We start from the raw sequence: 17,911 nt of genomic DNA, 5'->3' as shown, positions 1-17,911 counted from the left end.
TCGGAGAGCGGTGTCACGACCACAACCCCGCGTTGCAGCGGGAAGGGGAGGGCAGCGGAGTCGGGAGGGCGACATAGGGTGAAGGGAGCATGAGCACCCTGTTTCCGATCCCGTCAGGTCCGGCCGCCACGGCGCGCGACACCACCTCGGCCGAGGCCCTCCTCGACGGGCTCAACGAGCCTCAACGGGCGGCGGTGGTGCACGAGGGCGCGCCGTTGCTCGTGGTGGCCGGTGCCGGGTCGGGCAAGACCCGGGTGCTCACCCGCCGGATCGCCTGGCTGATCTCCCAGCGCAAGGCCCATCCCGGATCGATCCTGGCCATCACCTTCACCAACAAGGCCGCTGCAGAGATGCGGGAGCGGGTCGAGGAGCTGGTCGGGCGACGGGCACGGATCATGTGGGTCTCGACCTTCCACTCGTCCTGTGTCCGGATCCTCCGCAAGGAGATCGACCGGCTCGGCTTCAAGTCGGGCTTCTCCATCTACGACGCGGCCGACTCGAAGCGACTGATGACGCTGGTCTGCCAGGATCTCGAGCTCGACCCGAAGCGCTACCAGCCCAAGGCGGTGCTCAACTGGGTCTCCAACGCCAAGAACGAGCTCAAGGACCCCGACGAGGCCGCCAAGGATGCGAGCAACTCCTTCGAGGAGGCCTACGCCTCGGCCTACAAGCTCTACCAACGCCGCCTGCGAGACGCGAACGCCCTCGACTTCGACGACCTGATCATGACGACCGTGCACCTCTTCCAGGCCTTCCCCGAGGTCCGTGAGACCTATCGGCGCCGCTTTCGGCACGTGCTCGTCGACGAGTACCAGGACACCAACCACGCGCAGTACGCACTGATCCATCAGCTCTGCGCCGAAGACCCCGAGGGCGACGCGCACGCACAGGTGGAGGCCTCCGGGGGAGAGCGCGTCGCGCCGGCCGAGCTGATGGTCGTGGGCGACGCCGACCAGTCGATCTATGCGTTCCGCGGTGCCAACATCCGCAACATCTTGGACTTCGAGCAGGACTTCCCCAACGCCGGCACCATCCTGCTGGAGCAGAACTACCGCTCCACCCAGACGATCCTCAACGCCGCCAACGCGGTGATCGGCAACAACCGGGGTCGCAAGCCGAAGCGGCTCTGGTCCGACGCGGGGGACGGCGCCAAGATCGTCGGGTACGTCGCCGACGACGAGCGTGACGAGGCCCGGTTCGTCTCCTCCGAGATCGACAAGCTCACCGACGACGGCCATGCCCGCGCGGGCGACGTCGCAGTCTTCTATCGGACCAATGCCCAGTCGCGGGTCTTCGAAGAGGTGTTCATCCGCACCGGCCAGCCCTACAAGGTGGTCGGTGGCACCCGCTTCTACGAGCGCAAGGAGGTCAAGGACGCGATCGCCTACCTGCGGATGCTACTCAACCCCGCCGACGAGATCTCGCTGCGCCGGGTGCTCAACACGCCCAAGCGTGGCATCGGGGATCGCGCCGAGGCCTGTGTCGCGGCGTACGCCGAACGGGAGCGCACCACCTTCTGGGAGGCGTTGCGCCGAGCCGACCAGGCACCAGGCATCGCCACCCGGTCGCTCAAGTCGATCCAGGGCTTCGTCGGCATGGTCGAAGAGCTGCAGTCGATGGTGCAGGCCGGCGAGCGTCCCGACGTCGTCCTGGAGTCGGTGCTCGCCAACAGCGGCTACCTGAGCGAGCTCGAGGCCTCCGAAGACCCGCAAGACGCCACCCGGTTGGAGAACCTCGCCGAGCTCGTGGCGGTGGCGCGGGAGTTCTCCGACGACCCCGTCGCCGGGCCGTCGGCGGACCCCAGTGACCCCGACGACACCGTGGCGGGAACCGAGACGCCGGGGCTCGCCGACTTCCTGGAGCGGGTGGCGCTCGTCGCCGACAGCGACCAGATCCCGGCCACGCCGGACGAGCACGACCAGGGTGTCGTCACCCTGATGACGCTGCACACGGCCAAGGGACTGGAGTTCCCGGTGGTCTTCCTGACCGGGATGGAGGATGGAATCTTCCCGCACGCGCGCACCCTGGGCGACCAGGCCGAGATGGAGGAGGAGCGGCGGCTGGCGTACGTCGGCCTGACCCGGGCCCGGGAGCGCCTCTACGTCTCCCACGCCGTGATGCGCTCTGCGTGGGGCGCTCCGGCGCACAACCCTGCTTCCCGGTTCCTCGGCGAGCTCCCGCTCGACCTCGTCGACTGGCGGCGTACGGCGGCTGCTCAGACCAGCTGGAGCCGTCCGGATCTCTCCGGAGGCGCCAGGGTCGACTTCGGTGCCCCCACGGCCGCGGGGCGACGGAACTTCGGCGCTGCCGCCGCCCGCGTGGACGCGGCGACCAAGGCGAAGAAGTCACGCCCGATCCCGTCCCTGGAGCCCGCAGACCGGGTCGTCCATGACTCGTTCGGGATGGGCACGGTCGTCAGTGTCGAGGGGGTCGGAGACAAGGCAGTCGCCTCGATCGACTTCGGCTCGGAGGGCGTCAAGCGCCTGCTGCTGCGCTACGCACCCGTCGAGAAGCTGTGATTCGCCCCGGCGTCAGCCGGTGCGAATGATGGTGGTCGAGCGTGTCGAGACCCGGTGAGACGAGGCTGGGTCTCGACAGGCTCGACCACCGGTGACGACAGGCTCGACCGCCGCGGGATCAGGGCTGGACGCCGTTGGCGCGGAGCGCGGCGTAGGGGTCGATCGGGTCACCGGCGCCGGGGCGCACCTCGAGGTGCATGTGCGGGCCGGTGCTGTTGCCGGTGGAGCCGACGGCGCCGATCACCTGGCCGGAGGTGACGGTGTCGCCGACCTGCACGCCGTACGCGCTCAGGTGGCAGTACCACAGCTCGGTGCCGTCATCGGTGGTGACGATGATCTGGTTGCCGTAGGCGCCCTCGTAGCCGACCGAGGTCACGGTGCCGTTGGTCACCGACATGACCGGAGTGCCGCTCGGGGCGGCGAAGTCGAGACCGGTGTGGTTGTGCGCCCACAGGCCGCTGGACTGGCCGAAGCGCGCGGTCAGGCGGTAGCCCACGACCGGCAGGTGCCAGAGGTTCATCGCGACCTTGCTGGCGTGCTTGTTGGCGCTCTCGGCGAGCTTGGCCAGCTCCCCGTTGCGCTCGGCGACCTGGGCCTCGGCGGCGGCGACCAGCTCCTGGGAGCTGGCGTCCTCGAGCGCGTCGCGTCGGGAGTCGCGCGAGATCGTCTGGGAACGCTGCTCGCGGGCGGTGGTGGAGGAGACCGCGCTCAATCCGGAGAGAGCATTGGCCTGCAGGGTGAAGGTCGGCTTGGTGTCGTCACCGGCGGCCACTCCGGCGCCACCCATGGTCACCGCGCCGGTGGCGGAGACGGTCAGCGCGGCGAGCCCCAGGAGGACCGAGGCCGACGGGGCACCGCGGAGAACGAAGCTGCGTGGGGCGGCATGCTTGACCGCCTTGCGCTTGCCGCCGGAGGTCGCAGCAGGGGTCGCTCGGCGCACGGTGGTGGTGATCCCACGACGTGGTGCCCGGTGGTTGCCCATGCAGCTATGCCCCTGTTCCTGGTCGGTCATCGGCGGTCAGAGCCTCAGCGAGAGTAGCGGAGGCCGAAGCTCGGGGGAAATCGGTGGTCCCAGTGATTGTGGAGGAAACACCACGTGCCCCGCAGGCGAACGGCGGATGTGATCTGCGTTTCATCGCGTCCCAACGGTCGGCCCGCTTTGGTGGCTGACCCGCCTCCGGGTCTAAGGTGCCTGAGGGTCGGGTGCGCGGAGTTTCCGTCCGGGAGTTCCCCCCGAACTGTCGCGAACAGCAAACCTTAAGGATCAGTCACGTGGACTTGATGGAGTACCAGGCGAAGGAGCTCTTCGCCAAGCACGGTGTGGCCACCACCCTCGGCAAGGTCGTCGAGACCGCCGAGGACGCCAAGGCGGCCGCCGAGCAGATCGGCGGCGTCACCGTCGTCAAGGCGCAGGTCAAGGCCGGTGGCCGTGGCAAGGCGGGTGGCGTGAAGCTCGCGAAGACCGCCGACGAGGCGTACGAGTACGCGTCCAACATCTTGGGCATGGAGATCAAGGGCCTCACCGTCAACCGGGTCCTGGTCACGCCGGCGACCCCGCCGGTGGAGGAGTACTACTTCTCGTTCCTGCTCGACCGCGCCAACCGCTCGCACCTGTGCATCGCCTCGGTCGAGGGCGGCGTGGAGATCGAGGAGGTCGCCAAGACCAACCCCGACGCCGTGAAGAAGATCCCGGTCGACGCGCTCGAGGGCGTCACCCCGGAGAAGGCCGCCGCGATCGTCGACGAGGCCAAGTTCCCGGCCGCGCTGCGCGACCAGGCCATCGAGATGGTCCAGAAGCTCTGGAAGGTGTACGTCGAGGAGGACGCCACCCTCGTCGAGGTCAACCCGCTGGCTCGCCTCGAGGGCGACAAGCTGGAGGCCCTCGACGGCAAGGTGTCGCTCGACGACAACGCCTCCGAGGTGCGTCACCCCGACCACGAGCAGTTCGAGATCCGCGAGGAGGCGAACCCGCTCGAGGCCAAGGCCAAGGACTTCGGCCTCAACTACGTCAAGCTCGACGGCTCCGTCGGCATCTGCGGCAACGGCGCGGGTCTGGTCATGTCGACCCTCGACGTCGTCGCCTACGCCGGTGAGAACCACGGCGGCGTGAAGCCCGCCAACTTCCTCGACATCGGCGGCGGCGCCAACGCGCAGGTCATGGCCAACTCGCTCGACGTGATCCTCAACGACCCGCAGGTCAAGAGCGTCTTCGTCAACGTCTTCGGTGGCATCACCGCGTGCGACGAGGTCGCCAACGGCATCAAGGGCGCGCTCGAGATCCTCGGCGACAAGGCCACCAAGCCGCTCGTCGTCCGCCTCGACGGCAACAACGTCGAGCAGGGTCGCGCGATCCTCGACGAGCTGAACCACCCGCTCGTGACGCAGGTCGACACCATGGACGGAGCGGCCGACAAGGCCGCCGAGCTCGCGAACATCTGAAACGGAGAACTTGAACAATGACGATCTACCTGAACAAGGACTCCAAGATCATCGTCCAGGGCATCACCGGTGGCATGGGTTCCAAGCACACCGACCTGATGCTCCAGGCCGACGCGGACATCGTGGGCGGCGTCAACGCTCGCAAGGCCGGCACCACCGTTGAGCTCAACGGCAAGACCCTCCCGGTCTTCGGCACCGTCGAAGAGGCCATGAAGGAGACCGGCGCCAACGTGTCCGTCGCCTTCGTGCCGCCGGCCTTCACCAAGGCCGCCTGCATCGAGGCCATCGACGCCGAGATCCCGCTCCTGGTGGTCATCACCGAGGGCGTCCCGGTGCAGGACACGGCCGAGGTCTTCGCCTACCTCGACGGCAAGAAGACCCGGATGATCGGCCCCAACTGCCCGGGCATCATCAGCCCCGGCGAGTCGCTAGCCGGCATCACCCCGCACACCATCGCGGGCAAGGGCCCCATCGGCCTGGTCTCCAAGTCGGGCACCCTGACCTACCAGATGATGTACGAGCTGCGTGACTTCGGCTTCACCACCGCCATCGGCATCGGTGGAGACCCGATCATCGGCACCACGCACATCGACGCCCTCGAGGCCTTCGAGAACGACCCGGAGACCAAGGCGATCGTGATGATCGGCGAGATCGGCGGCGACGCCGAGGAGCGGGCTGCGGCGTACATCAAGGAGAACGTGACCAAGCCGGTCGTCGGCTACGTCGCGGGCTTCACCGCCCCGGAGGGCAAGACCATGGGCCACGCCGGCGCCATCGTCTCCGGCTCCTCGGGCACCGCGCAGGCGAAGAAGGAGGCCCTCGAGGCCGCCGGCGTCAAGGTCGGCAAGACGCCGTCCGAGACCGCTGAGCTCATGCGGGAGATCATGAAGGGTCTGTGACCCAACGCACTCCGAGGCCACCAGGCTCACGGAGAGCAACGAGAAGGCCGCCCCGGTGAACCGGGGCGGCCTTCCGTCATCTCGGACGCGGTGGCCTCAGCCGACGCAGTCCTGGTTGTTCAGCTGCAGGTCGGCCTCGGTGACCGTGTCGTCGGCGTCGAGGAAGAACTCCCATCGCCGGTCCGCCTGCCCCTCGGGCGACACGGCATAGGCGTTGTGCTCCTTGCTGTAGGTCGCGTCGGGGTAGGCGGCGAGCACCTCCGCACGGGTGCTGCCGAGGCCCACCCCCTCGGGGGTGCGCTGGTCGGGGCCGAGGAAGATCACCGCGACGCCGAGGTTGGCCGAGACGGATGTGCTCACCCGCTCACCGGCGGGCAGCTCCCAGACGACCGGACCACAGCCCTCCCGGACGAGCTTCCCCTCGACGATCTCCGCTCCGGTCTTCGGTGCCGGCTGCCCCAGCACGAGCGGACCGTAGCCGTCAGCGTCGAGGGTCGCCGCGGTGGGGTTGAGAGCGGCACGCATCTCCTCCACGATCGGCTCCGTGGCCTCGTCCAGCTGCTGCACCTGCTGCTCCAGCTGGAAGCCGCCCTCGCCGTACTCCATCGCGACCAGCACCAGGTTGCCCACCCGGGCGAACTGGTAGGTGGTCAGGCCCGGGTCGAGCCCCTGCTCCTCGGTCCGGTACCGGGTGGTGAAGCCGAATCCGGAGTCGCCCGCCCGCACCTGCGTCGGGGCGTGCACCAGCGTGGTCACGCCGCCGTCGCCGGCCCCCTCCTCCGCGCAGGCGTCGACCGCCTCGTGGATCCGGGTGATGGCTGCTTCTGCCGCGGCCTCGTCGGGATAGAGAGCGAGTGCGCGGGAGCGCAGGTCCTCCGCCTCCCCGGTGTAGGTGACGCCCCGCAGGTCGAGCGCCTCGCTCGGGTCCCAAGCCGGTGAGCGGCACAGGTCGAATGCCATCACGCCGCTCTGCTCCGTGATCTTGGAGGCGACCTCGACCGGTGAACCGTCTCCGTTGGTCCGCGGGTACCCCTGAGCCAGGTCGATCGAGTCGGGAAGCACACCTACTCCGCCCTGAGCGGGCGGTGACTGCTCCGGGGCCTCGGTGACCAGGCGACCCGCGGCGATCGGCAGCATCCGCTCGACTGCGGACGCCGGGTCCTGCTGGGCGGCCGGCATCTCGTGGGTGATCACGGAGAGTCGGTTGCCGGTCAGCAGCACTCCGGTCACCATCAGGTGGTCGGCGTAGACCTCGCCGCCCTCCTCGCCGGTGTAGGTCCAGGTGGAGACCACGGTGTCGGCCACGACGCCGTCCGCGACCTGGATGCTCTTCGGCTCTTCGGCTCGGTAGTCGCGTGAGAGCTCGTCCGGCGTGCAGTCGGCGAGCCAGCCCTTGATCGTCGTGGCCGCCTGCTGGGCGGCGTCGGCGTCCTTGAACTGGGCGACGGCCTGGGAGAGGTAGAGCGCCTCGGAGTTCCACTGTCCGACGAAGACGGTGGTGGCGCCCAGGCCGGTGTAGGACTCCTGCTGGCACATGTTGGCGACCGCCTGTCCGTCGCCCTCGGCGCGGAGGCCCTCGGGCCAGCTGCTGCCGTCGGGAAGCAACGTGTCGTCGTCGGTCATCAGGTTGGCCATCGTCAACGAGCCGTAGAGCTCGCGGTTGGCCGTCGGTCGATTCGCGATCTGCGAGCTGGTGTCGTCATCACCGCCGAGTTGCGTGACGGCGTACCCACCGGTGGCGATGACGGCGACCGCGGCGACGCTCGCGACCGAGGCCATGAAGGTACGGCGACGTCGCATCTGGTCCCCCCGGCGGCGTACCTGGTGCGCGGGCAGGGGAGTGGTCGGCATGGTCGGGAACTCCTCGAGGTCCTTGATCGGATCAGACACCGGTCACTCCTTCCGTGAGGTCATGGTCTGGGTTGAGCAGGTCGTGGAGCGCCGTGCGTCCGCGGGAGAGCCGCGCCTTCACCGTGCCGGCGGGGGCGCCGGTCTCCCGGGCCACCTCCTCGACCGGCAGGTCGCACATGTGGTGCAGCACCAGCGCCCGGCGCTGTGCCTCCGGCAGCTGCCGGAGCGCCTCCACGAGAGCCACGTGGTTCTCGTTCGGCCCGGCCGTCGTCACCGGTACGGCGACGCTCCGGTCATGCACCCGGCCCGACAGCTTGGTGCGCCGCCAGCGGCTCACCGCCAGCCGATAGGCCGTGGTGCGCACCCACGCTTCCGGGTGCTCGGTCCGCTGCAGCTTCCTGCGGTGGGACCAGGCCTTGGCGAACGCCTCCTGGACGCACTCCTGGGCCTCGTCGCGATTCCCGATCATCGCGTAGAGCTGGCTGGTCAGCCGCCCGAACGACGTCGAGTAGAAGTCGTCGAACTCCTCCTCAGTCACAGCCGGGTCCCCCTTTCCGTTCCATCGTGCTCGGTGTCACCGGGGATACGCCTGGGGACCGGGTCGGGTTGCATCAGCCTTCAGGCAGGTTGGTGATCCGTTTGAGGGCACGCATGGCGAGCGCATCGAAGCCGCCCGCGGCCAGTGACTTGTCGCTGCCGGGGGTGAAGCTCACCTGGGCAACCACCCGCCCGCGCCGAACCACCGCCATCAGCTGGGTCAGCGAGCGGGTGTCGGAGACCTCGGTGTCGATACGCCAGGAGGTCAGCTCCTCGCGTCCTGCCGTGTGTTCGCCCAGTTGACGCACGGTGGTGGTGAGGTCGTCCTCGGCGCAGGCGTTGACCCGCTTGCGGATCTGCGCCACGAAGGCGCGAGCGGCGGACTGGCTGCGGAAGGTGCCCATGGTCTCGGTGAGGCCGAACTCCGTGGGCACGTCGGCGCCGGGGATCACGAAGGTCCGGGTCCGGCCCTTCTTGATGCCCTTGCCGGTGAAGCTGGCCTTGTCGCAGCGGGTGGCTGCGGGGTTGGTTGCCGGCTTCACCGGCTTCACCCCCACCCAGGGCAGTGGCACACCAGGGACCGGCGGGAGGTCGATCACCTGCAGCATGCCGATCGCCGTCCGGGCCGGAGGAGGCGGGATCCGGACCGCTTCGGGGTCGACCACGCACGCCGCGTCGGGCGAGGCGAACTCGGAGCCGCACAGCCGGCGTACGGCGGAGCTGGCGAGATCGAGCATCGGCGCGACCTTGGGGTCGGCGCGGTTCTGGCGCTGCAGCAGGACCAAGGAGAGCAGCCGACCGGAGCGGACCACGGCTGCCTGGTGGGTGGTCACGGGGTCGTCCCAGGAGCGGAGGGTGAGCACCATGCCCTCGTCGCCGACCCCGTCGAGCCGATAGACCGAGAGGAGCTGCACCCGCGGCGTACGGCATTCGGTGAACCACTGTTGCATGCGCAGGTAGCCGGTGTGCGCACTCTCCGTGTCGGGCGCGGACTCCACGGATTGGACGGTGCTCTGCTTGGGGCTGCCGGCGACCTTCATCCGGCGTACGAGCGCCTGGGCCTCGCCGCCGGAGACGGCGAAGGGATGGGCTTGGCAGGGGGCGTAGATACCGGTTCCGCCGGTGTTGTTGTCGACCGACCCGCTGCCCTTGGTGCGTCGCGGTGCCAGCGCCGCGTCGAGCTCGTCGGAGTTGAGCAGGTCGGCACGCTGCAGCCGGGGCTCCCTCGGCGCCGTCTGGGTGGTGTCGCTCTGGCTGCCGAGCAAGGGCGGCAGCTCGTCGGCGTCGTAGACCAGGGCGCCGGTGCCCAGCAACGTGGCGATGCTGACGGCGACCCCGACGGTCGTGTGCAGGCGCCGTCGCGCGGCACCGGTGCGCCGGACGATGCTGGCCCGCGGGAACCGGGTCTCGGCGAGGCGCTCGGCAAGGGCCTCCAGGGTCGGTCGGATCTCTGCCGGAACGATGCCGAGGGTCAGGCACAGCTGAGAGGTCGCGGCCTGCAGCTCGGCAGCGGCGATCTCGTCGGTCAGCCCGACCTCGCGCGCCATCCCGCTCGTCGTGGCCGAGCTCAGCTGGGTGAGCAGCAGGGTCTTGCGCTGCTGCACCGTCAAGGAGCCGAGTGCGTCGAGGGTGGCGCGTGAGTCGTCGTCCAGCAGCCGCTCCCGGTGCCAGGGGCGGGCCTGGTGGCGGCGCTGAGCCCTTCGCCAGGCTTGCGGGCGCACCCACGACTCGGGGTCGTCGAGCGCACCGACCTTGCGCCAGTGGTGCCAGGCGGTCACGAACGCGCTGCGCACGGCGTCCCGGGACGCAGGCAGGTCGCCGGTCAACGCGTAGGTCTGCAGCAGCAGCCGCCCACGGGCCTCGGCGTAGAAGGCGTCGAACACGTCCGGGTCTCGCATGACAGGCACACTGTAGTTGTTCGACCCAGGCCGGAGCGGTGGGGTGTTTGGCCGACGGCGGCGTGTGCAGCCGTGGCGCGTCGCTGCGGCAGGCGAAGATGCTGGGGAGATGACCACCACGATCCAGCCGCCGCGCGGGGTGACCGCCCCGCCCGCACCTCGTCCCCTGCCGGTGCTCGCTCCTCTCGCGGGCGCCGTGGCGGCCTGTGTGCCGCTGCTGGGCGCGCTTACGCTCGCGGTCATCGGCTGGTTCGTGACCGACGCCGGCAGCCACGGTGTCCCTCGGGACGCGCTCCGCGCGGGGGCGCTGGCCTGGCTCTCCGGCCACGGCTCGGGGCTGACGGTCGAGGGCGTCCGGATCACCGCCGTGCCGCTGGGCGTGACGCTGCTCTGTGTCTGGTCGGTCTGGCGCTCTGCGCTGCGGCTCGGGGAGAACGTCGCGGGACACGGTCCCGACGCCGAGGCGCTGGCCGACGGTGACCGCGACTGGACGGTGCCCGTCGCAACCGGTCTCTTCGCCTGCTCCTATCTGGTGATCATCACGCTCACCGGCGTGCTCGCCTCGACCGGTGCGGCGGAGCCCTCGCTGGGTGCGGTGATCGGCTGGTCGCTGCTGTTGACGCTGGTGCTCGGCGGGATCGGGATCGCGGTCGGCTCGGGCCGGGCTGCCGTCTGGCTTCCTGTGCTCCCCGAGGAGGTCCGGGCCACTGTGGGTACGTCGGCCCGCATCCTGCTCTGGCTCCTCGGCGTCTCCGCCCTCGTCTTCGTGGCGGCGTTGGTCGCGGACCTCGACACCGCGGCCAACGTGCTGTCGCAGATGCACACCGACGCCGGCGACGCGCTGCTCTTCGGAGCCCTGATGCTGACGATCGTGCCCAACGCGGTGCTCTTCGCAGGCAGCTACCTGCTCGGCCCCGGCTTCCTGGTGGGTACCGGAACCCTGGTGTCGCCGACCGTCGTGGCGGTCGGCCCGGTGCCGATGCTGCCCTTGCTGGCGGCGTTGCCCGACAACGGGCCGACTCCCGCCTGGGCACCCGCCCTGATGGCATTGCCGGCGCTCGTCGCGGCCATCGTGGTCTTCCGCGTCCAGCGCCGACGCCCCTACCTGGCCTGGGACCGAGGCGCGCTCCACGGGCTGGTCGCCGGCGCCCTCGCCGGGGCGGCCTTCGGGCTGCTGGCGGCGCTCTCCGGGGGTGCTGTGGGGCCGGGTCGGATGGCCGACGTCGGACCCGTGGTGGGCGAGGTCCTGCTCACCGGAGTGGTCTCCCTCGGACTCGGCGGGCTGCTTGGCGGCCTGCTCGCCACGTGGCTCTTCCGGCGCGGACACGAGGCACTCGTCGCGGAATCCGACCACAGCGCGACGGAGGACTGACCGGCGCCTCGGAGGCGATGCGTCCGAGACCGCCGGGGGCCGATAAACTCCGGCCGTGCCCTCCCGCTCCCGCCCCGCCCGCCTGGTGGTGCTCGTCTCCGGCTCGGGGACCAACCTGCAGGCTCTCCTCGACGCCTGTGCCGACGAGGCGTACGGCGCACGCGTGGTGGCCGTCGGAGCCGACCGCTCCGACATCGAGGGACTGCGGCGCGCCGACCGGGCCGGCGTACCGACCTTCGTGAAGCGGGTCGGCGACTACGCCAACCGCGACGACTGGGACCGCGTCCTGACCCGCAGCGTCGCCGCGTTTGAGCCCGACATCGTGGTGCTTGCGGGCTTCATGAAGCTGGTCGGGCCGGCCTTCATGGCCGAGTTCGGTGGTCGGACCGTCAACACCCATCCTGCTCTCTCTCCGTCGTTCCCAGGGATGTCCGGCCCGGCCGATGCGCTGGCGTACGGCGTCAAGGTGAGCGGCTGCACCCTCTTCGTGGTCGACGAGGGTGTCGACACCGGGCCGATCGTGGCCCAGACCGCGGTCCCGGTGCTGGACGACGACGACGTCGACTCCCTGCACGAGCGGATCAAGGTCGCCGAGCGCGCCATGCTCACCGAGAACGTGGGCCGGATGGCCCGCGAAGGATTCACCATCACCGACAGGAAGGTCCGGTTCAACCGATGACTACGTCCGAGGGTCGCATCCCGATCCGCCGCGCTCTGGTCTCCGTCTACGACAAGGATGGTCTCGAGGAGCTGGCCCGCGGGCTGCACAAGGCCGGAGTGACCATCGTGTCGACCGGCGGTTCCGCGGAGCTCATCGCCAGCCTGGCCGTCCCCGTCGTGCGGGTCGAGGAGCTGACCGGCTTCCCCGAGTGCCTCGACGGGCGCGTCAAGACGCTGCACCCGCGTGTGCACGCCGGCATCCTGGCCGACCGTCGGCTCGAGAGCCATGTCGCCCAGCTGGAGGAGCTTGAGGTCGAGCCCTTCGACCTGGTCGTCTCGAACCTCTACCCGTTCAGCCAGACCGTGGCATCGGGAGCGTCGGTCGACGAGTGCGTTGAGCAGATCGACATCGGCGGACCGTCGATGGTGCGGGCAGCAGCCAAGAACCACCCCTCGGTGGCCATCGTGACCTCGCCGGCGGACTACGCCGACGTGCTGGCCGCCGTGGAGGCGGGTGGGTTCACCGCGGCCGAGCGCCAGCGCCTGGCTGCGGCGGCCTTCGTGCACACGGCCACCTACGACGTCAATGTGGCGACCTGGATGGGCGGGGTCTTCCCCGCCGAGGGGGAGACCAGCGGCTTCCCGGCATGGGTCGGTGCCTCCTGGAGCCGGGCCGACGTGCTCCGCTACGGCGAGAACCCGCACCAGGCGGCGGCGCTCTACCGCAACGGCCACGGTGCGGCGCAGGGCCTTGCGCAGGGCAGCCAGCTGCACGGCAAGGAGATGTCGTACAACAACTACATCGACGCGGACGCGGCCTACCGGGCGGCGTACGACCACGGTGACCAGCCCACGGTGGCGATCATCAAGCATGCCAACCCGTGCGGCATCGCGGTCGCCGACACGATCGCGGAAGCCCACCGCAAGGCGCATGAGTGCGACCCGGTGTCGGCGTACGGCGGCATCATCGCGACCAACCGCCCCGTGACGCTGGAGATGGCCGAGACGGTGAAGGACATCTTCACCGAGGTGATCGTGGCCCCTGGCTTCGACGGCCCGGCCCTCGACGTGCTGACCGCGAAGAAGAACCTCCGGCTCCTCGTCGTCGACCCGCCCCAGGGTTTGGCGATCGAGTCGCGTCCGATCACGGGCGGCATGCTGGTGCAGACCCGCGACCTCATCGACGCCGAGGGCGTCGACGGCAAGGGCCAGGCCTACGGCGACAGCCCGATGCACTGGCGGCTGGTGGCGGGGGAGGCGGCCACCGACGCCGTGCTGGCTGATCTCACCTTCGCCTGGCGTGCGGTTCGTGCAGTGAAGTCGAACGCGATCCTGCTGGCCAAGGACGGGGCCTCGGTCGGGGTGGGCATGGGGCAGGTCAACCGGGTCGACTCCTGCCACCTGGCGGTCAACCGGGCGGGTGACCGGGCCCGCGGCGCCGTTGCCTCCTCGGACGCCTTCTTCCCGTTTGCCGACGGTCTCCAGGTGCTGCTCGACGCTGGCGTGACGGCGGTCGTCGCGCCCGGCGGCTCGATCCGTGACGAGGAGGTCATCGCCGCAGCCCAGGCCGCCGGCGTGACCCTCTACTTCACCGGAACCCGCCACTTCGCGCACTGAGCATCGGCGGAGCCGATGCGTCCAGTGCGCAGGTTGAGCAAGCGGCGCGACTGAGGAACGAAGTCGCGGTCCGCGCATCGAAACCTCGGTGACCGAAACCTCGGTGACGTGGTGCTGCAAGGTGAGTGAGCGCAGCCGTGCCAGCGGCCGCGCTCACGATCGCTGACCCCGTCCATCCGAACAGGACGCTCGCGCCGCAGAAGCCGGCGTACGCGTGGATCGGGAGGCGGGGGCCAGCGTCCTGTTCGTGCGGGCGCCCGGTGCGCTCGAGCGCGAACTCGACCGATCCCGATCCAGGAAAACGATTGGGTCACGAGGCGGTCTGCGCGAGATGATCCCCGGGTCATGAACTGGGGGAGCATCTCGGCCATCGTCCCGCCGACCGCGTTGGAGCGCCGGCTCACGGTGCAGTCGATCCTCTCGGCCTTCGCGACAGGCTCGTTCCTCACCGGCACCGCGGTCTTCTTCACCCGCATCGTCGGGCTCTCGGCAGCACAGGTCGGCCTCGGCATGTCGATCAGCGGCGTCGTGGTGCTAGCGCTCTCGGTGCCGCTCGGGAAGGTCGTCGACCGGGTCGGTGCCAAGCGGATGTGGGTGATCGGCTCCGCCCTCGAGGCGATGCTCTACTTCGTCTGGCCCTGGCTCTCCGGGTTCTGGCTCTTCGCGCTGATGCTCTCGGTGCTGGCCGCGGTGGAGACCGGCGCGCGGGCCGGGCGGGGCGCCTACACCATCGAGATCTTCCCGCGCGAGACCCGGGTGCGCTCGATGGCCTACATGAGGTCGGCACGGAACGTCGGCTACACCTTGGGCGCGGGCGCGGGCGGGGTCGCGCTCGGGATCGGTTCGACGACGGCGATCACTGCGGTCCCGATCCTCACCGGCGCGCTGTTGGTGGTGAACGCCGTCATGGTGCGGGCCCTGCCCGACGTCGACGTTCCCGACCACGTGGAGGTGGCTGCGCTCGCAAGTCCGGCCGGCCTGCGCAACGTGGGCTTCGTCGTGCTGGGCGTCTGCAACGGCGTGCTCGGCACCAATCAGGTCCTGCTCAACGTGGTGGTGCCGCTGTGGCTGGTGGAGCGGACCGACGCGCCCGAGGTGCTGCTGGCCTGGCTCTTCGGCACCAACACCGTGATGGCCGTACTGCTGCAGGTGCCCGCCGCGCGCGGTGCCGACACCGTCGCGGGCTCGCTCCGAGCCGTCCGCCTGTGCGCCCTCTCCTTTGTCGCCTCCTGTGCCGTCATCGCCATCACCCACGACACCGTCGGCTGGGTCTCGATCGCGCTGATCTGGATCGGTCACGTGACCATCACCGGTGCCGAGCTGTGGTCGTCGGCTGCGCACTGGGGCTTCCTCGCCGAGCTCAGCGATCCACGACGGCTGGGGGAGTACCAGGGCGTCTGGAACCTGGGCTACCAGGTGGAGAGCATCGTCGGACCGGCCCTCTTCACGTTCCTGGCGCTGACCTGGGGCACGCCGGGGTGGGCGGTCATCGCTGGCATCGCGGTCGCGGCCAGCGTGGTGGCGCATCCGGCGGCTCGCGCCGCCGAGCGACACCTCGCCAAGCACTCCGCCGTCGATGTCCAGCAGGCTTGAAATAGACTGAGCCGCGTGACGGCACGCAAACTCGACGGCAGCGCCACCGCAGCGGCGATCAAGGACGAGCTCAAGACGCGCATCGCGGCGCTGCGCGACCGGGGCGTCGTACCCGGCCTGGGCACGATCCTGGTCGGCGACGACCCGGGCTCCCGGTGGTACGTCGGCGGCAAGCACAAGGACTGCGCCGAGGTCGGCATCGAGTCGATCCGCATCGACCTGCCCGAGGTGGCGACCCAGGAGGAGATCGAGGAGGCTGTGCGCAGCCTCAACGAGAACCCGGCCTGCACCGGCTACATCGTGCAGCTCCCGCTGCCGCGCGGCCGTGACGAGAACAGGGTGCTCGGCCTGATCGACCCGGCCAAGGACGCCGACGGCCTGCACCCCACCAACCTGGGTTGGCTGGTGCTCGGCAACGAGGCGCCGCTGCCGTGCACGCCGTACGGCATCGTCGAGCTGCTGCGCCGCCACGACGTGCCGATCGCCGGGGCCGAGGTGGTCGTGGTGGGGCGCGGCGTGACCGTCGGTCGCCCGCTCGGGCTGCTGCTCACCCGCCGGTCGGAGAACGCCACCGTGACGCTGTGCCACACCGGCACCGTCGACCTGGCCCAGCACGTGCGCAACGCCGACATCGTCGTGGCTGCTGCCGGTGTACCGGGCATCATCACGGGGGAGATGGTCAAGCCCGGAGCCGCGGTGCTCGACGTCGGCGTCTCGCGCGTCGACGGCAAGATCGCCGGTGACGTTGCCGAGGACGTCTGGGACGTCGCCGGGTGGGTCTCGCCCAACCCCGGCGGGGTCGGCCCGATGACCCGCGCAATGCTGCTGGCCAACGTCGTCTCCATCGCCGAGAGCCGGTTGCGCTGATCGTGTCGGAGCCGCACCCGGGCCGGCCGATCGGGGAGGAGTCGGATGACGACCTCCCGCTCCACCAACCCCGGAAGCCGGTCACCGAGCTCAGGAAGCCGTCGACCGTCGGCGGCGTCTGCTACCTCTTCGTGCTGGCGGCAGCCCTCGTCGGCGTCGTGATCGCAGCGACGGGCGCCTGGCGCAGCGGGGTCAGCTGGCTCGGGCTCTCCCTGCTCGGCGGCGCCGCCGCGCGCATCGCCTTGAGCACCGAGGTGGCCGGCATGCTGGAGGTACGCCGCAAGTCACTCGACGTCGCGATCCTCGTGGTGCTCGGCGTCTCGTTGCTCTTCCTCGCCGCCACCATCCCGGACCAGCCCCCGACCTGACCTCCTGCCCTCCTGCCGTAACGCGGGGCTGTGATCGCATCACCAAGGCGGTCGCGGATGGTCGACCACTGCACCGCACCAATGCCCTGGGCGTACGGCGTCACCCGCCGCCCGCCGCCCGTGCCTGGCGCCCGTGCCTGGCGCTCGCGCTCGGCGAAATGCGAGGTGCCCCGAACCGTGACGGTTCGGGGCACCTCGTGCGTGCTGGCTAGCTCAGATCAGACCGAGCTCGGTGACCGCGGCGCGCTCCTCGGCGAGCTCGGCGTTGGTCGCGTCGATCTTGGCGCGGGAGAAGTCGTCGATCTCCAGGCCCTGCACGATGCTCCAGTCGCCGTCCTTCGTGGTGACCGGGAAGGAGGTGATCAGGCCCTCCGGGGTGCCGTAGGAGCCGTCGGAGACGACTGCCATGGAGACCCAGTCACCCTCGGGCGTGCCGTTCAGCCAGTCGCGCGCGGCGTCGCAGGTGGCCGACGCGGCCGATGCGGCGGAGGAGGCGCCCCGCGCGTCGATGATCGCCGCGCCGCGCTTGGCGACGGTCGGGATGAAGTCGTTCTCCACCCAGGCCTGGTCGTTCACGACCTCGGCCGCGTTCTTGCCGCCGATCTCGGCGTGGAAGACGTCGGGGTACTGGGTCGCGGAGTGGTTGCCCCAGATCGTCATCTTCTTGATGTCGGTGACCTTCGCGCCCGTCTTGGCGGCGAGCTGCGAGATGGCGCGGTTGTGGTCGAGGCGGGTCAGTGCGGAGAACCGCTCCCGGGGGATGTCGGGGGCGTTCGTCATCGCGATGAGTGCGTTGGTGTTGGCCGGGTTGCCCGTCACGCCGATGCGCACGTCGTCAGCGGCCACCTTGTTGAGCGCCTTGCCCTGGCCGGTGAAGATCGCGCCGTTGGCCGACAGCAGGTCGCTGCGCTCCATGCCGGGGCCGCGCGGGCGCGCGCCGACGAGCAGGGCCAGGTTGACGCCGTCGAAGATCTTCTCCGGGTCGTCACCGATCTCGATGCCGGCCAGGCCGGGGAAGGCGCAGTCGTCGAGCTCCATGACGACACCCTCGAGCGCCTTGAGAGCGGGGGTGATCTCGAGCAGGCGCAGCTCGATCGGACGGTCGCCGAGCGCGCCGGAGGCGAGACGGAAGAGCAGGCTGTAGCCAATCTGGCCGGCGGCGCCGGTCACGGCCACCTTGAGCGGGGTGTCGCTCACGAGGACTCCTAGGGCGATGAGACGGTGATCTGCCGTCGAAACTAGCAGCGCACGGCGGCACCGGTCGCCCCCGGGTCGCCCTGAGGTACGACGA

14 protein-coding genes are annotated in these 17,911 nt (G+C 70.1%); 9 read left to right on the top strand and 5 right to left on the bottom strand.

Annotated elements, in window-relative coordinates; all coding sequences use genetic code 11:
* Positions 1-89: 89 nt before the first annotated feature.
* Positions 90-2,519 (top strand): DNA helicase PcrA, encoded by a 2,430-nt coding sequence (gene pcrA, locus DNK54_RS07880; RefSeq protein ID WP_110206380.1) that lies wholly within the window; start codon positions 90-92, stop codon positions 2,517-2,519.
* 118 nt (positions 2,520-2,637) lie between these two features.
* Here pcrA and DNK54_RS21275 read toward each other — a convergent pair whose 3' ends face one another.
* Complete coding sequence (locus tag DNK54_RS21275; protein ID WP_204164461.1) at positions 2,638-3,531, bottom strand: M23 family metallopeptidase; 894 nt, start codon at positions 3,529-3,531, stop codon at positions 2,638-2,640.
* 260 nt (positions 3,532-3,791) lie between these two features.
* Between DNK54_RS21275 and sucC the strand changes: the two genes are divergently transcribed.
* Positions 3,792-4,958 carry an ADP-forming succinate--CoA ligase subunit beta gene (sucC, locus tag DNK54_RS07870; RefSeq protein ID WP_110206379.1) on the top strand — a complete coding sequence of 389 codons (1,167 nt, stop codon included), beginning with the start codon at positions 3,792-3,794 and terminating at the stop codon, positions 4,956-4,958.
* Between the two features lie 17 nt (positions 4,959-4,975).
* Positions 4,976-5,857 (top strand): succinate--CoA ligase subunit alpha, encoded by an 882-nt coding sequence (gene sucD, locus DNK54_RS07865; RefSeq protein WP_110206378.1) that lies wholly within the window; start codon positions 4,976-4,978, stop codon positions 5,855-5,857.
* A 96-nt stretch (positions 5,858-5,953) separates the two neighbouring features.
* Here the strand turns inward: sucD and DNK54_RS07860 are convergent, their stop codons facing one another.
* The 3 genes from DNK54_RS07860 to DNK54_RS07850 all read right to left on the bottom strand — a co-directional run bounded on the left by DNK54_RS07860 (position 5,954) and on the right by DNK54_RS07850 (position 10,143).
* Entirely contained in the window at positions 5,954-7,747 is a 1,794-nt protein-coding gene (locus tag DNK54_RS07860) for a hypothetical protein (protein ID WP_110206377.1), read from the bottom strand.
* Positions 7,740-8,246: a SigE family RNA polymerase sigma factor gene (locus tag DNK54_RS07855; protein ID WP_110206376.1), complete on the bottom strand. Its 507-nt coding sequence runs from the start codon at positions 8,244-8,246 to the stop codon at positions 7,740-7,742. Before DNK54_RS07855 ends, DNK54_RS07860 begins: the two co-directional genes overlap by 8 nt.
* A 73-nt stretch (positions 8,247-8,319) precedes the next feature.
* Positions 8,320-10,143, bottom strand: a complete 1,824-nt coding sequence (locus DNK54_RS07850) for a SigE family RNA polymerase sigma factor (protein ID WP_110206375.1) — start codon at positions 10,141-10,143, stop codon at positions 8,320-8,322.
* Positions 10,144-10,252: 109 nt separating this feature from the next.
* Here DNK54_RS07850 and DNK54_RS07845 point away from each other — a divergent pair, with 109 nt between their 5' ends.
* From DNK54_RS07845 to DNK54_RS07820, 6 genes are all read left to right on the top strand, one after another.
* Positions 10,253-11,515 (top strand): cell division protein PerM, encoded by a 1,263-nt coding sequence (locus tag DNK54_RS07845; protein WP_110206374.1) that lies wholly within the window; start codon positions 10,253-10,255, stop codon positions 11,513-11,515.
* A gap of 55 nt (positions 11,516-11,570) precedes the next feature.
* Positions 11,571-12,194: a phosphoribosylglycinamide formyltransferase gene (purN, locus tag DNK54_RS07840; RefSeq protein ID WP_110206373.1), complete on the top strand. Its 624-nt coding sequence runs from the start codon at positions 11,571-11,573 to the stop codon at positions 12,192-12,194.
* Positions 12,191-13,792, top strand: coding sequence for a bifunctional phosphoribosylaminoimidazolecarboxamide formyltransferase/IMP cyclohydrolase (gene purH / locus DNK54_RS07835; RefSeq protein ID WP_110206372.1), 1,602 nt, complete (start codon positions 12,191-12,193; stop codon positions 13,790-13,792). Before purN ends, purH begins: the two co-directional genes overlap by 4 nt.
* Positions 13,793-14,137: 345 nt before the next feature.
* Positions 14,138-15,385 carry an MFS transporter gene (locus DNK54_RS07830; RefSeq protein ID WP_110206371.1) on the top strand — a complete coding sequence of 416 codons (1,248 nt, stop codon included), beginning with the start codon at positions 14,138-14,140 and terminating at the stop codon, positions 15,383-15,385.
* Between the two features lie 15 nt (positions 15,386-15,400).
* Positions 15,401-16,252, top strand: coding sequence for a bifunctional methylenetetrahydrofolate dehydrogenase/methenyltetrahydrofolate cyclohydrolase (locus DNK54_RS07825; RefSeq protein WP_110206370.1), 852 nt, complete (start codon positions 15,401-15,403; stop codon positions 16,250-16,252).
* Between the two features lie 2 nt (positions 16,253-16,254).
* The gene (locus tag DNK54_RS07820; RefSeq protein ID WP_162602346.1) at positions 16,255-16,620 is read left to right on the top strand and encodes a DUF3017 domain-containing protein; all 366 of its coding nucleotides are present in this window, start codon (positions 16,255-16,257) and stop codon (positions 16,618-16,620) included.
* 213 nt (positions 16,621-16,833) lie between these two features.
* Here the strand turns inward: DNK54_RS07820 and DNK54_RS07815 are convergent, their stop codons facing one another.
* The gene (locus DNK54_RS07815; protein ID WP_110206368.1) at positions 16,834-17,817 is read right to left on the bottom strand and encodes a malate dehydrogenase; all 984 of its coding nucleotides are present in this window, start codon (positions 17,815-17,817) and stop codon (positions 16,834-16,836) included.
* Positions 17,818-17,911 lie beyond the last annotated feature (94 nt).

Source organism: Nocardioides daejeonensis (assembly GCF_003194585.1).
In the GTDB taxonomy this organism is placed as follows: domain Bacteria; phylum Actinomycetota; class Actinomycetes; order Propionibacteriales; family Nocardioidaceae; genus Nocardioides; species Nocardioides daejeonensis.
This window is presented reverse-complemented; position numbering and strand designations above follow the sequence as displayed.